13 protein-coding genes are annotated in these 14,905 nt (G+C 61.8%); 7 read left to right on the forward strand and 6 right to left on the reverse strand.

Annotated features, from left to right (window positions below; all coding sequences use genetic code 11):
- Nucleotides 1–263: 263 nt before the first annotated feature.
- On the reverse strand, nucleotides 264–2,717 hold the full coding sequence (locus tag DV027_RS14085; protein ID WP_207303501.1) for a TonB-dependent receptor plug domain-containing protein: 2,454 nt from the start codon (nucleotides 2,715–2,717) through the stop codon (nucleotides 264–266).
- A 365-nt stretch (nucleotides 2,718–3,082) separates the two neighbouring features.
- On the opposite strand from DV027_RS14085, the gene DV027_RS14090 reads away from it, so the two are divergent.
- Complete coding sequence (locus DV027_RS14090; RefSeq protein ID WP_130732623.1) at nucleotides 3,083–4,021, forward strand: LysR substrate-binding domain-containing protein; 939 nt, start codon at nucleotides 3,083–3,085, stop codon at nucleotides 4,019–4,021.
- A gap of 6 nt (nucleotides 4,022–4,027) precedes the next feature.
- Here the strand turns inward: DV027_RS14090 and DV027_RS14095 are convergent, their stop codons facing one another.
- From DV027_RS14095 to DV027_RS14115, 5 genes are all read right to left on the reverse strand, one after another.
- Nucleotides 4,028–5,527 (reverse strand): aspartate ammonia-lyase, encoded by a 1,500-nt coding sequence (locus tag DV027_RS14095; protein ID WP_130732624.1) that lies wholly within the window; start codon nucleotides 5,525–5,527, stop codon nucleotides 4,028–4,030.
- A 149-nt stretch (nucleotides 5,528–5,676) separates the two neighbouring features.
- Nucleotides 5,677–6,138 (reverse strand): acetyl-CoA carboxylase biotin carboxyl carrier protein, encoded by a 462-nt coding sequence (locus DV027_RS14100; RefSeq protein WP_130732625.1) that lies wholly within the window; start codon nucleotides 6,136–6,138, stop codon nucleotides 5,677–5,679.
- Nucleotides 6,135–7,502 carry an acetyl-CoA carboxylase biotin carboxylase subunit gene (accC, locus tag DV027_RS14105; RefSeq protein ID WP_130732626.1) on the reverse strand — a complete coding sequence of 456 codons (1,368 nt, stop codon included), beginning with the start codon at nucleotides 7,500–7,502 and terminating at the stop codon, nucleotides 6,135–6,137. Before accC ends, DV027_RS14100 begins: the two co-directional genes overlap by 4 nt.
- Complete coding sequence (locus DV027_RS14110; protein ID WP_130732627.1) at nucleotides 7,499–7,939, reverse strand: acetyl-CoA carboxylase biotin carboxyl carrier protein; 441 nt, start codon at nucleotides 7,937–7,939, stop codon at nucleotides 7,499–7,501. Before DV027_RS14110 ends, accC begins: the two co-directional genes overlap by 4 nt.
- Before the next feature lie 5 nt (nucleotides 7,940–7,944).
- On the reverse strand, nucleotides 7,945–8,700 hold the full coding sequence (locus DV027_RS14115; protein ID WP_130732628.1) for an SDR family oxidoreductase: 756 nt from the start codon (nucleotides 8,698–8,700) through the stop codon (nucleotides 7,945–7,947).
- Between the two features lie 378 nt (nucleotides 8,701–9,078).
- On the opposite strand from DV027_RS14115, the gene pxpB reads away from it, so the two are divergent.
- The 6 genes from pxpB to DV027_RS14145 all read left to right on the forward strand — a co-directional run.
- Complete coding sequence (pxpB, locus tag DV027_RS14120; RefSeq protein ID WP_130732636.1) at nucleotides 9,079–9,711, forward strand: 5-oxoprolinase subunit PxpB; 633 nt, start codon at nucleotides 9,079–9,081, stop codon at nucleotides 9,709–9,711.
- Entirely contained in the window at nucleotides 9,708–10,718 is a 1,011-nt protein-coding gene (locus DV027_RS14125; RefSeq protein WP_130732629.1) for a 5-oxoprolinase subunit C family protein, read from the forward strand. Before pxpB ends, DV027_RS14125 begins: the two co-directional genes overlap by 4 nt.
- Nucleotides 10,715–11,476: a LamB/YcsF family protein gene (locus DV027_RS14130; protein ID WP_130732630.1), complete on the forward strand. Its 762-nt coding sequence runs from the start codon at nucleotides 10,715–10,717 to the stop codon at nucleotides 11,474–11,476. Before DV027_RS14125 ends, DV027_RS14130 begins: the two co-directional genes overlap by 4 nt.
- Nucleotides 11,477–11,651: 175 nt before the next feature.
- Nucleotides 11,652–12,584, forward strand: a complete 933-nt coding sequence (locus tag DV027_RS14135) for a DMT family transporter (RefSeq protein ID WP_130732631.1) — start codon at nucleotides 11,652–11,654, stop codon at nucleotides 12,582–12,584.
- Nucleotides 12,585–12,666: 82 nt separating this feature from the next.
- Nucleotides 12,667–13,905 carry an MFS transporter gene (locus DV027_RS14140; protein ID WP_130732637.1) on the forward strand — a complete coding sequence of 413 codons (1,239 nt, stop codon included), beginning with the start codon at nucleotides 12,667–12,669 and terminating at the stop codon, nucleotides 13,903–13,905.
- Nucleotides 13,906–14,045: 140 nt separating this feature from the next.
- Nucleotides 14,046–14,905: pyridoxal phosphate-dependent aminotransferase (locus DV027_RS14145; protein WP_242621936.1), on the forward strand; the 860-nt coding region annotated here is incomplete at its 3' end.

Here is a 14,905-nt window from a genome sequence, read left to right on the forward strand (position 1 = left end):
TGTTGTCATACCGAAAAAAGGCGGCATGCCCGACATTATGAAAACAGGACAGCAGGATGAAAAAGCAGCCTAGGAAACATTCCGTCCTGCCCAAAAAAAACGCCGCCCTCAAAAGGCGGCATCATGCAGCTTCTGTTATTTTTAAATCATCTCATCAGGCAAAAAGCTGACAACCAACTTTCCCGGACTGACGCGCAAGGCAGGGGTCATGAAACCCCTGCCCTGCTCCATATCAGATGCTCTTTGTGTTCCGATACGATGGCTCAGAAATCGAGCGACGTCTTGACGTAATACATGCCACCATTGAACCCGTAGGGGGAATAGGACGCGTATTTTGCAAGGCCCAGCTGCGACTGGGCAATGCCCGGGGCAACGCGGGTCGGGTATTTGTTGCCAAGGTTGTTGGCGCCTACGCCAATGGTCCAGCGCGGTACAGGCTTGTAGTCAATTTCCATGTTGGTGATGAGGGCGGGGTTCTGCTCGAACGGCACGTCACCCGGGCCCGTGGGAGCTGCCATGTAGGTCATGGAGCCATAGCGCATTTCCTGCACGAAGACCGACCACTTCTTGTACTGCCAGTTTACGCTGATCTGCTCGCGGTTTTTAGGTGCCGCATGCAGCACCATTTCCTTGGTGTATTCGTTGACCAGGTTGCTCTTGCTCGAACGGATTTCGTTATCCGAGAAGTTGATGCCCATGGCAAAGCGGAACTTGCCGTAACGGTGGGTATTGAGAGTGTAGTCAGCGGTCAGGTCACCACCAAATGTCTGCGTATTATACAGGTTGGCATAGTAGCTGATCGACGATACGGTACCCAGACCGTTGATATACTGGTCGACATCAAAACTCCTGGAGCTACCCATCCGGTCATTAATGGCGATGTAATACAGGTTACCTGCCAGGTGAAAACCATCTACGGGTGTTGCATCAATACCAATGGTATAGCTGCGCGAATACTCACCCTTCAGAGTGGTCGCACCATAGGACTTGGCCAGGGCACTGTTGGAGGGAACCTGATCCACGGTATAACCGGGATAGGGCGCCGAATAGAAGTACGAAATCTCACCCAGCGTCGGGGGGCGATAGCCGGAATTGATGTTGGCACGGATGGCCCAGCGCTTGTTGAAGTTGTAGCGCGTGCCGACCGAACCGGTCTCGACGGTCGCCATGTTGCTGTAGTTGGAAACGCGGCCGCCCAGGGTCCATTCCCACTTCTTGGTCACATAGAAATCAAGGTTGGCAAAACCTTCGTACACGTCACGGTTGGTGTTCGAAACGGCCAGCGCCGGGTTGCCGGGGTGATCGGTTGCACCCTGCCCGCTCCATGAATTGGTCTCACCTTCGGTCATCTGGAAGGTATCGTGGCGATATTCCGCACCGAACCTCAGGTTGATGTTCCTGGGCAGGAAACCGGTATGGAACGAACGTGACCCCCTGAGCCCGGTAGTAAGCTCGGTCGAGATCGACTTGCCATCATAGAAGGACGTCTGGGTCGGGTCGTATGCATATCCGCCGCCAGACGCCAGCGAAGCGTTTTCTGAATCCTTGGTGCCGTATGTCTGCTGGTCGCGCCCGAATGTCACGTACGCATCCCATGCAAAGCCGAATTTGCGCGTACGGATGCCGTTATCGGTCTCGAAGTCGTACTGGTCCATGGTAATGTAGGGCTGGTCACCATTGGGGTAGAGCGACGGGTTGACCCATATATTATTATCCGCATTGGCGCGGAAGGTTTCAGCCACGTTGGCGCGACGGTGCGAGAAGGTCGACGTGCTGTAAAAGTTGAATCCATCCCCCAGGGGCACGGACATGTTTTCGCTCAGGGTTTCAAGCGTGCTCTTGGGCAGGCCCAGGCCACGCTGCACATTGCGGTCTGCCGTATTGTTACGCGCGCCATCGAACAGGTCGCCATAATAATCGCCGCCGCGCGTCGTGGGCAGCTGGTGGGTCACCTGTGCCGCAAGGTCAAGGTAGCCGCCCTTGTTGCCCAGCGCCATGGCGTAGCTGGCCGAGCCATCAAGCGCCTGGCCATCGCCCGCGTAATAGCCGCTGTTCTTGAAGTTGATGGTGCCACCATGCGTATCGCGCTTGAGCACGATGTTGACCGCGCCCGCAATGGCATCCTGCCCGTACAGCGCGGAGGCGCCTTCGGTCACCACTTCAATATGGTCGATCGCGGTGATGGGAATGAGCGAGATGTCGGCCGGCTCACTGCCCCAATTGGTGCCTGCGTTGGCGTTGAAGTTGGCGCCAATATGGCGGCGATGGCCGTTCACCAGAATCAGCGTATCATCGGGCGACTGGCCACGCAGCTGCATGGTCTGCACGAAGGAGCTGGCACCGCCACCGGGCAGGGCTGCGGTGGTAATGGCAGGGTTGGCCTGCGCCAGCGCGGACAGCACGTTGCTCTGGCCGGTCTTGAGCAGTTCCGCGCCCGTTACGACCGTAACCTGCGTGGTGCTGTGCTGTGGCGTGCTGGGGGAAAAGACGGAATTGGTCTGGTGGCCGCCTACATGGATCTCTTCGGGGTGGCTCGAGGCCTGCAGGGCTGCGGGCATGGCGTGCCTGGGGGCGGGCGCCTTTTTATCGGCGGCAATCCGGTAGTGTTTTTGCGCCGACGAAACGGTAGCGGTCGCGGCATCACCCACGGCCGGCACGAATGTACCAAATGCCACCCCGGCCACCAGATATAACTTGCGCTTTGACAGGCCTGACATCTGCCTCTCCCCCCTGAAACTCGACCGAACGTTCCGTAATGAATATGTGCGATCTTATGATGCGCGTGCGTTATGATTTGGCGTCATATGAATTATTGATATGTTAGGAACCCGGATTGGTTCTTACTTTCACATGACAAATTATATAACTGAAAACGCTCTGATTTTTGCGAACGTGTTGCTTTTTTGCATAATAGTTTCAAGTATCAGGAAGCATGGCCGCACAGGCCTGCATGGGCCCCTGCAGCACCCTGCCGCGCCACCGGCCATATAGCCCGCATATGGTACAATATGTTGACAGTTAAAGAAAAATCCCTAATGTCAAGGTTATAAATTCATAGCCAATAACATTTACGGAGTTCCCGTTGGATATACGCCGACTACAGGCTTTTATTAAGATTATCGACCTTGGCAGCATTTCGCGTGCGGCTGACCTGCTCAATATTGCCCAGCCCGCACTGAGCCAGCAGCTCGCCACACTCGAGAATGCTTTCAAACAGAAGCTTGTCATCCGCAGCAAGAGCGGCGTAACCCCCACCACCGCCGGGGCGGAACTGTACCGGCATGCACAGACCCTGACCAAGCAGTTCGACCGGGCCATGGTTGAAATCAGCCAGGGTGCTGGCCCGCTGGTGGGCAAGGTCTCGGTCGGGCTATCCCCCTACAGCGCGGGGTCCACGCTTTCGGTCAAGCTGCTGCAGCTCGTACGCGAGCGCCTGCCCGACATTACCCTGCACCTGACCGAAAGCTTTGATGACATATACAGCGAACTGATCATGACCGGGCGGCTGGACATGGCGGTGATCCATGGCGCAGGCCCCATCAAGGGCGTTATTTTCATGCCGCTGATGAAGGAGGAATTCTTCCTGCTCGCGCCGCATGGCCTCGAATTCTCCCAAAATGAAAATGGGGCCGTGCAGCTTGCCGACATCGCCGACATTCCCCTGCTGCTGCCGCCCAAACATAATTTTGTCCGCAAGAGCGTGGACATGGCCTTTATACGCAAGCAGCTTGAACCCCGCATCGTGGCCGAAATCGAGGCGCTGATCACCCTGCAGGGCGCCATAGAGCAGGGCATTGGCAGCACCATCCTGCCCTGGTCCGTTGCCAGCCGCATTGTCGTGCCGGGCAAGTCACGCATCTTTCCGCTGCACAACCCCGTCATTCAGGAAGACGTTTCGCTCTGCATTCCCGAAATCATTCCCGAGACCGAGGCCTCCGTGGCCGTGCGCGAACTGCTTATCGACCTCGCCAAGACCATGGCCGCCTCACATAACTGGCCGGGCGCCCAGCCTTTCGGCTGAGAGGGCTCAGACCGCGACACGCCCGATATTGGGGCGGGTCAGCGCATCAGGCTGCAACAGGGTCGCAAGCTGTTCGGGAGAAAGCAGCCCGTCCTCCACGATCAGGTCCGTCACCTTGCGGTCTTCGGCCAGCGCGCGCCTGGCAAGAGCCGAACAGGTATCATACCCCAGCACCGGCACCAGCGCGGTAATGATGCCGATATTCAGGTCAAACAGATACTGGCACCGCGCCCGATCGGCATAAATGCCGCTGATGCAGCGCGTGGTCAGGGTTTCGATGGCGGCGCGTAGTGTCGCGATGGATGTAAACAGGCAATAGCCGATCATCGGTTCAAACGGATTGAGCTGCAACTGGCCGCCATCGGCGCACATGGTAATGGTCAGGTCATGGCCCGCGACCAGATAGGCCACCTGGTTGACCGCCTCGGGTATGACGGGATTGACCTTGCCCGGCATGATGGAAGACCCGGCCTGCACCGCCGGCAGCACGATTTCACCCAGGCCCGTACGCGGCCCGCTGGAGAGCAGGCGCAGGTCGCTGGACATTTTTGACAGTTTGAGCGCCAGCCGCTTGAGCGCGCCCGAAAACAGCACGAAAGCCCCCACATCCGATGTCGCTTCAATCAGGTCGGGCGCACTGCTCATGGGCCGCCCGGTCAGGCCGCGCAGTTCCTCCATGACAGCAGGGGCATAACGCGGGTCGGTATTCAGTCCCGTGCCAATGGCCGTTCCGCCAAGGTTGACCTGCTCAAAGGCCGCGGCATGGGCCCTGATGCTCCTGATTTCACCCGCTACCGCCGTGCGGAACGCCCCGAATTCCTGCCCCAGCGTCATGGGCACGGCATCGCGCAATTGGGTGCGGCCAACCTTCAGGATGGCATCAAACGCCTTTGCTTTTTCATCCAGCGCCGCGTGCAGCCCCTCAAGCGCCACCACCAGCGGATCAACCGCGAGCAGCAGGCCCAGGCGGAGCGCGGTGGGGTAAACATCATTGGTGGACTGCGCCATGTTGACATGGTCATTGGGGTGCAGCACGCCGTAGGCGCCCGGTTTTTCACCCAGCAGCCCCAAAGCCACATTGGCAATGACTTCATTGGCATTCATGTTTGTCGATGTGCCTGCCCCGCCCTGCATGGCATCCACCACAAACTGCGCGTTATAGGCGGGGTCTTGCAGTATCTGCTGGCAGGCACCGTCAATGGCATTGGCGCGCGTGGGGTCGAGATGGCCCAGCGCAAGATTGGCCCGCGCCGCTGCCTGCTTGACCACAACCAGCCCCTGCACCAGTTCGGCAAAACTGCCGATCGTGATGCCGCTTATGGGAAAATTGTCCAGCGCGCGCTTGGTATGCACGCCCCACAGCACGCCGGGGGGCAGCGTGACCTCGCCCAGAAGGTCGCGCTCGACGCGGGGGCCGAACTGCCCGCTCTCCACCGCCACAGGGCTGGCCTGGCCCGTCTGGGTGCAGGTCGCGTGATCTCGTGCCGGAGCGGGCATATTAATCATTTCGGTCTGTCCACGTTAAGAATAATGCCACGACGCGGGCGGAGCAGAACCCGCGCCACGCCAGTATTCGCATGTCATGACACGACATCAGGCCAGCAAAACGCGACGGATACGACCGGCGCACCGTTGCGACATCCGGCCTGGGCGTATCAGTCAGGCTGGATCTGCATGATCGCGGCGCCATATCCAACCAGCGCACCGGGCTGCCCCGTTACCTCGGCAACCGTGCCTGCCACCGGTGCCAGAACAGGCACCTGCAGGCTGTCCAGCGTAAGGAGCGCTACAATATCACCCTGCGCCACCTTTGCGCCCACCGGCGCGAAAGCGGTGTCGCGCTGCGGATGGGTCAGGCACAGATGACCAAAATACGGTGTTTTCACCGCCACCAGCCCGCCCCCGGCTTCCGGCTGCGATGCAGGCGGGGCATGGGATGAGGCTGCCGCAGGTACGGCCTGCCCCACGCGGATGCGCAGTTTCAGCCCTGCCGCCTCGTTGCACAGTTCCAGGCTTTCCAGCCCTGCCTGCGCCAGCCATGTTGCCATCTGGCCAATCTGTTCGGGCTCTGGCAGCCGATCAAAATGGGGCACCAGCTGTTCGGAGCGGTTGCTCATGAGGCCGTCCTTTTTGCAAGCCAGCGTTCGAGATAGTGGATATCCACCCCGCCGCGCGCGAACGCGGGGTCGGCCAGCAGGTCCTGATGCAGGGCGATGTTGGTTGATACCCCTTCCACCTTCATTTCCGCCAGCGCCACGCGCATGCGCGCAATCGCCTGCTCACGGGTCGCGCCGTAGCTGATGATCTTGCCGATCAGCGAATCATAATAAGGCTGCACCGTGTAGCCCGCCACGACATGCGTATCGACCCGGATGCCCGGGCCACCGGGCAGGTCCCAGCGCGTGATGGTGCCGGGCGAAGGCATGAAGGTGAACGGATCCTCGGCATTGAGGCGGCATTCGATGGCATGACCCTGCAGGCCGATATCCGCCTGGGCCATACCAAGCCGTGCGCCTTGGGCGATGCGCAACTGCTCGGCCACGATGTCGATGCCGGTTGTCTCTTCCGTAATCGGGTGCTCGACCTGCACGCGGGTGTTCATCTCGATAAAGGCGAACACGCCATCTTCGTACAGGAACTCGAACGTGCCCGCACCCCGGTAGCCGATACGCCTGCACGCCTCGGCGCAGCGTGCGCCAATTTCGGCAATGGTTTCGGGGGCGATGCCGGGGGCGGATGCCTCCTCCAGCACCTTCTGGTGGCGGCGCTGCAGCGAGCAGTCGCGCGCGCCCAGCCACAGCGCTGTGCCGTGGGTGTCGCACAGCACCTGAATTTCGATATGACGCGGCTTCTGCATGAAGCGTTCGAGGTAGAGCGTCGGGTTGCCAAAAGCCTGCTCGGCTTCCTTGGCAGTCAGCGTTACGGCCTGTGCCAGGTCTTCCACGCGCTCGACCACACGCATGCCACGCCCGCCGCCACCGCCTGATGCCTTGACGATAACCGGAAAGCCCACCTCCAGCGCAATGGCCCTGACGGCATCCATGTCAGCGGGTAGCGGCCCGTCCGATCCGGGCACGCAGGGCACGCCCGCCTCGCGCATGGCGCGCTTGGCGGTGATCTTGTCGCCCATCATGCGGATGGACGCGCCCGTGGGGCCGATGAAGGTCAGGCCCGCTTTTTCCACCGCATCGGCAAAATCAGCATTTTCCGACAGGAAGCCGTAGCCGGGATGAATGGCCTGCGCCCCGGTCAGCCGGGCGGCAAGCAGCAGCCCGTCGGGGTCGAGATAACTGCGGGCCGCGGCAGCCGGGCCAATGCACAGGGCCACATCGGCCTCATGCACATGGCGGCTGTCGGCATCGGCTTCGGAATACACGGCCACCGTCTCCAGCCCGAGCTGGCGGCAGGCGCGCTGGATGCGCAGGGCAATCTCGCCGCGATTGGCGATCAGCACCCGGTTGAAACGTGGGGTCTCACTCATGCCAGCCGGAACAGGGGGGTGCCTGCCTCCACTTCGGTGCCGTCTTCCACCAGCACGGCGGCAATCCTGCCAGCCTGTGTTGCGCGCACGGCGTTGAACACCTTCATCGCCTCGACCAGCCCCACTTCCTGCCCGGCCTGCACGTCCTGCCCCACCGTAACAAACGGCGGCGCCCCCGGCGCGGGCGAGAGATGGAACACGCCATAGGACGGGGCGGCAATGACCGCCTCCTCCACCACGGGTGCCGCCACCGGCTGCGCAACCGCTGCGGGAACGTGCGCCGCCACTGCGGGCAGCGCTGCGGGGGGCGCAGCCTCAGGCTGCGTGCTGCCGCCACGGGTGATGCGGATACGGCAGCCACCTTCCTCGACCTCCAGCTCCGTAACCGGAGCCGTGGCCAGCAGGTCGATCAGCCGCCTGACATGCGTGAGATCCACTGGTCTTACGCCGCGCCGGTTGTCTTTTTGGCGAAGTTCAGCCCGCCCACGACCTGCATGGTCGGCAGCACTTCCATGAAGCTGACATTCATGCGCTGCGGCGACATGACGGCGAAGGCGACGGAGTTGGCGATATCCTCGGGCAGCAGGGACTCATATTCATCAAAGAAACGCTTCTTCGCCTCTTCCATGTTGCCGATCAGGCGGCCGAACACCTCGGTTTCGCAACGCGCGGGCGAGACTTCGGTCACGCGGATGCGGTGGCCGAACAGGTCGCAGCGCAGCTGCTGCGAGAGCGAATGCACGCCTGCCTTGGTGGCATGATAGACCGTATTGCCGCCAGCAAAGGCATAATGCCCGGCAATGGAGGTGATGTTGACGATATGGCCACGATCACGCTTGATCATGCCCGCCACCACCAGCCGGGTCAGCTGCAGCACGGCGCGCAGGTTCACGTCCACCAGCGCATCGATATCCTCGGGCGTCGTGTTGGTGATGTTGCCCGTGCGCGACTGCCCGGCATTGTTGACCAGGATGTCGATCTCGAGATCCTTGACCAGCGCCTCGATCCCGGCCTGGTCGGATACGCTGACGGCATGCACGACGCAGCCGGTTTCCTTCGACAGCTGCTCCAGCCGGGCCGCGTCACGCGCCAGGGCATGAACCTCGATGCCTTCCTGCGCCAGGCGGCGCACGATCTGCGCGCCAATGCCAGAAGATGCGCCAGTGACGAGGGCGGTACGATACGGCTGGTTGCTCATGGTAAGAAAACCCGATCCTGAACAGAGACACTAACACCACCCGGCCCCACAGCGGATACCGGATGCTCAGCTATTGATTTTCATGCTAACCACCATGGGCGACAAGCGCCAAGAGCACTTCGTTCTCACGCCATAACATAATATGATGGCCCGGCTATCATGCTGAGCCATAAGATTATTCAATAGCCTCACAACCACAATTGCACTGGCCATCGTTACGTAAACGGTCATACTCTTGCATCTGGCACTTCATGCCACGAAACCTATATTGTTACGGTTCAGGCTCAATAACCGGCGCCGTTCCAGGGACTGTGTATTTTGAACACGGATATAAAGAACGATGTGGCGCGCGATACGGCTGCGGCGCCTGCCATAAGCATGATCGGCACGCGCGCCATGCTGTTCGAGGCGCCGGGTGATTTCACCATGGCCCACCAGCGCCGGGTCTGGGCGTTGATGGATGCAGCACAGGCGCGGCCCGACGTGCTTGAGCTCATTCCCGGCGTGACCAACCTCATGCTGATCTTTTCCGCGCCCCCCGAGCGCCCGCAGGCGGTGGCGGAGTGGCTGCGCCATGCCTGGAACACCCTGCCCGAGCGGCATATCGACGGGCATCTGTTCGAAATCGGCGTGCGCTATGGCGGCGCGCTGGGCGAGGATCTGAAAGCGGTCTGCGCCCATTCGGGCCTGTCGGCGCAGGAGGTCATTTCCATCCATCACGGGAGTGAATACACGGTCTGCGCCATTGGCAGCGCGCCGGGCTTTGGCTACCTGCATGGCCTTGACCCACGCATCGCAACGCCGCGCAAGACCGTGCCATCGCTGAACATGCAGGCCGGGACCGTCATCATCGGCGGCATGCAGGCGGGCATTTCCGCGCTGACGGGACCGAACGGGTGGAACTCCATCGGGTTTACCGACCTGCGCGTGTTCGATCCCGCCAAGCAGCCCCCTGCCCTGTTTGCCGTTGGCGATCGCATCCGCTTTTACCCCGAAAGCATAGAGCTGTGATTACGATCCTTGAAACATCCGCCCTGAACACGGTGCAGGATCTCGGCCGCCCCGGCTACCGCAACCTGGGCGTAGGCACCTCGGGCGCGATGGACACGCTCGCCCTTCAGGTCGGCAATATCCTGCTGGGCAACCAGATGGATGATGCCTGCATCGAACTGCAGACCTATCCCTTCGTGCTGCGCTTTGACGCACCCACCACCTTTGCCGTGACAGGCATTGACGCCCTGATCGAACTCGATGGCCGCACGGTCCTGCCCTGGATGGTCGAGACGGCGGCGGCAGGGCAGGTGCTGCGCATCGGGCCACCCAAGGCGGGCGCGCGCGGCTATATCTGCCTTGCAGGCGGCATTGAGGTGCCGGTGGTTCTGGGCTCGCGCAGCACGCAGCTGCGTGGCAGCTTTGGCGGGCTCGACGGCCGCCCGCTGGAGGCGGGCGATACGCTCAGGACCTCGGGCACTGCTCTGGATGTGGCAGGCTATGGCGCCCTGCCCCCCGCCGCGGTGCTCGATACCATGGCGGGCGACAAGGATGCGAAGGTCATCAACCTGCGCGCGATGCCCGCAACCGATTACGCCCTGTTCACGCCTGAAGGCCAGAAGCGACTGTGGGAGACCGCATGGCGCATCACGCCGCAGAGCAACCGCGTGGGCTACCGCCTGTCGGGCGCCCCGCTTGAACTGCGCCACCGGGTTGAACTGCGTTCCTATGGCGTGATTGCCGGTATCGTGCAGGTTCCGCCCGCGGGCGAGCCGATCGTGCAGTTGGCTGACGCCAATACCGTGGGCGGCTACCCGCGCATCGCCACCGTGATCGAGGCCGATCTGTGGCGGCTGGCGCAGGCGCGCATCGGCATGCGCATCCGCCTGCACGAATGCAGCTTTGCCGAAGGCGTCGCCGCCATGCAGCCGGTCAACGCCTATCTTGACGACCTGCGCCTGATGGTTGCCCATTACCGCTCATCCGCCCGCTGCCGTGCTGGCATGAAAACTGGAGCCAAGGCATGAAGATCGACCTCAATTCCGACATGGGCGAAGGTTTTGGCCGCTGGAGCATCGCTGATGATGACGGGCTGATGGACACCGTCTCGTCAGCCAATATCGCCTGCGGCTTCCATGCCGGTGACTACGCCATCATGGACCGCACCGTGCGGCTGGCGAAGGAAAAGGGCGTGGGCATCGGTGCCCATCCCGGCCTGCCCGACCTGATGGGCTTTGGCCGCCGCGCCATGGCCGTATCGGACGCGGACATGGAATCCATGATGTGCTACCAGATCGGCGCGCTGCAGGGCATTGCCGCCCGCCACGGCCACCGGGTCACCCATGTCAGCTATCATGCCGCCTTTGGCAACATGGCCAATGCGGATGAGGGCCTGGCCCTGCGCCTGACCCGTGCCATAGCGGCCCTTGACCGGAACCTGAGCGTGTTCTGCATGCCTGGCCAGGCGACCGAGCGCGCCGCCGAGAAGGCCGGCCTGCGGGCGCAGACCCTGTTCCTGGCCGATCGTGCCTATACTACCGCAGGCACGCTGGTGCCGCGCGGGCAGCCAGGCGCGGTCATCCATGACCTGGCAGGCGTGCGTGCGCGCGTGCGGCAGTTCCTGCAGGACGGATCGGTCACGACCATTGACGGCGCGCGCCTGCCGGTCAGGGCGCAGTCCATTCTGGTGCACAGCGATACGCCCGGATCACTGGAACTCGCCCGCGCCATCCGCGCGGAAATCGAGGCGAGCGGCGGCGTGCTGACGCCCGCCTGCCAGCTTTAGGAACCGGAGCCTCCCTCCATCCATAAGAATTTCCTATTGCACCGCAACGAACGCCTATGACCCGGCCCCGGCCCCCTGCGTTACGGTGCCGTAACATGACGCGCGTGGGGGCATCCGGCAGCATTGATTGATGAAGCGCGCCGCTGTCCATGTCGTGCATTGAGGTACGGATAAAATGAAGCATGACCTGAAACGTGGCGCCCTTCTTCTGGCATCGGCAACATTTTTTACCGCTGCCCTCAATGCCCTGCAGAAACTGACCGGCTCCACGCTTCCCGCGCTCGAGATCATTTTCTTCCGCAACCTGTTTTCGCTGCCCTTCGTGCTGCTGATTGCCTCGCGCTCCGGCATTGTCCTGAAAACACATCACTTTGGCGGCCATGTCCTGCGCTCGGTCGTGGGGCTGATCAGCATGATCATGGTCGTGATCACCGTGACGCGCCTGCCACTGGCCGAGCAGCAGGTGCTGTCCTACACGCAGCCGCTGTTCCTGGTCCTACTCTCGATCCCGCTGCTGCATGAGCGGCCCTCGCTCCAGCGCTGGGTTGCGGTCTCGATCGGGTTTTCAGGCGTGATCGTGGTGGCTCTTGGCAAGGGGCTGCTGCATGGCCACGGCGCAACAGGCGCTGCCGTGCCGAGCTGGGCCTATTTCGTAGCCCTGGCGCAGGGGGCCGTGGGCGCTCTGACCACCATGCAGATCCGCCAGCTTTCGGCCACGGAGTCCAGCACCACCATCGCCCTGTGGCAAGCCATTCTCATGACCATCATGACCGCGCTGCCGCTGCCCTTCATCTGGACCACGCCCGGCCTGACCGAAGCGGGCTGCCTTGTTGCCGTGGGGGCATTCGCCGGCATTGCGCAGGTGCTCCAGACCGAGGCCTTCGCCTCGGCGCAGGTCTCCGCCATTGGCCCGTTTGCCTATTCCGGCCTGCTGTGGGCCGCGCTGATCGGGTGGTTCGGGTTTGGCGAGATGCCCGGCATCGCCATGGGCATTGGCGGGCTGCTGATCATTGGCTCCGGCGTGTGGATGCTGCGCAATGACCGCCCGGCCAAACAGAAAGCGGTGGCGGAAGGCACGATGGATGCCGCCACCGGCACCCCGCCCTGATCGCGGCACACCCTGGGCCCCGCCCCCTTCCCTCTCGTAATTCATGGCACACCAGGAGTCCTACAGCGTGACAACAGGTGAAATGACCACCGACGCACGAAGCAGGCGTGCAATTCCTGCCCGCTACGTGTTCTTCTTTCTTGTCTTCCTGATGTACGCCATCAGCTATGGCGACCGCGCGGCGCTCTCCATCGCCCTGCCCACGATGGGCAAGGAGTTTTCGCTGACACCGGTGCAGATGGGCTGGGTCTCGTCAAGTTTCCTGTGGTCGTATTTCCTGCTCAACCTGCCCTCGACCATCGTGCTCGACATGGTTGGCGCGCGCACTATTGGCAGCCTTGCCGTGGGCGTATGGTCATTTGCCATGCTGCTTGGTGGCATGGCGCAGAACATTACCCAGTTCCTGATGACCCGCGTGCTGCTTGGCGTGGGTGAGGCGCCGACCTTTGGCGTGGGAGCCACGGTGGTGCGCAACTGGGCGCAGCCGCGCGAGCGCGGCTCGGTCATGACCATGCTGCTCACCGGCATGCAGCTCGGGCTGGCAGGCGGCACGATTGCGGGGGCCTACCTGATCACGTTCTTCGGGTGGCGGTGCGAGTTCATGGCGCTGGGCGGCATAGGCATCGCCTGGGCGCTGGTGTGGTGGCTGGTGTACCGCAACCCGAAGGAAAAGCCCGACGCCGCCCCGCGCAGGCCCATTTCGACCCGCGAGATCAGGAACCTGTTCCGTTCTTCCTCCTTCCTGGGAATACTGGCGGTGCAGTGCACCCAGAATTACCTGAACTTTCTGGTCATGTCATGGATGCCGCTATACCTGATCCATGAGCTGCACATCAACACGACCGGCACGGGCAACAGCACGGCCCTGTGTTATCTGGCCGCGGCCATTGGCGCGGTGGTTATCGGGCGTATTCTGGAGCATCTGGTCTTTCGCAGGGGCATTCATCCGCCCAACCGGCGTTTTGTTGTCGCAACCTGCCTGCTGGGCGCCGCCACGATCGGGCTGCTGCCGCATTTCCATACCATGATGCCCATCCTGCTCATGCTTTCTGGCGCGCTGGCGTGCCTGATGGCGGCCAATGGCGCCAATACCGCTCTGCTGACCGATATGGTGGAAGACGGTGGCAAAATGGGCGCCGTAACGGGTGTGACCCTGACATGCAGCAATTCGCTGGGGCTGCTCTCGCCGATCCTGACCGGGTATATCGTGTCCTGGACCGGCAGTTTCGACATGGCGTGGTATATATGCGCCGCCGCCCTGCTCGTTGCAGGCGGGCTGTCACTTGCCATGGTGCGCAACCCGATCCGGATGGACGGGTAAGGGAAACACGCTGGCCTTCATAGGATTGTTGTATGGGGCCAGACGGTTTTCACCGCTATCTAACCTGTAGCGAAACGATCTACGATCGCTATGAATATCCAACATGCTGTTGCATTGAGTGAAATTGGAGAACGTGTCTGATGCCCGGGTTTGCTGATCGACTGAATGGAATTGGGATTTCGGCCTCGGCCGCGATGACCGACAAGGCATCGGCACTGAAGGCCGAAGGGATGAAGATCATCAGCCTGTCATCGGGCGAGCCGGACTTCCCCACGCCTGAGCATGTGGTGGATGCAGCCATTGCCGCAGCCCGCGCGGGCGATACCAAATATCCTCCGCAGGACGGCAAGCCCGCGCTGAAAAAAGCGGTCCAGGCCAAGTTCCAGCGTGAAAATAACCTTGATTACGCCCTGAACGAAATTCTGGTGGCCAACGGCGCCAAGCAGATCATCTATGATGCCATGATGGCAACCATCAACCCCGGTGACGAGGTGGTCCTGCCCACCCCGAGCTGGATCAGCTATGCCGATATCGCCCGCCTTGCCGGGGCCTCCATCGTCCCCGTGCCCTGCCCTGCCGAAGGCGGGTTCCGCCTCTCGGCCGCGGCCCTTGAGGCAGCCATTACGCCCAAGACCAAGTGGCTGGTGCTCAACTTCCCCGGCAACCCCACCGGCGCATGCTGCCCGCGCGCGGACATGGAAGCCATTGCCGCCGTGCTGATGAAGCATCCGCAGGTCTGGATCATGACCGATGACATCTATGAGCACCTGATCTATGACGGCTTCACCTTCTGCACGATTGCCGAGGTCGAGCCACGCCTGAAGGACCGGGTGCTGACCGTCAATGGCGTGTCCAAGGCCTATGCCATGACCGGCTGGCGCGTGGGCTATTGCGGTGGCCCGCGCGCGCTCATCGCCGCCATGTGTAAATGCTGTTTCAAAATTCCCCACATGTGCTGTCGGAAAATTCCCCAGCACGGATATGGTGATCAGCCATTGAG

The organism is Komagataeibacter xylinus, assembly GCF_004302915.1.
Taxonomy (GTDB): Bacteria; Pseudomonadota; Alphaproteobacteria; order Acetobacterales; family Acetobacteraceae; genus Komagataeibacter; species Komagataeibacter xylinus_C.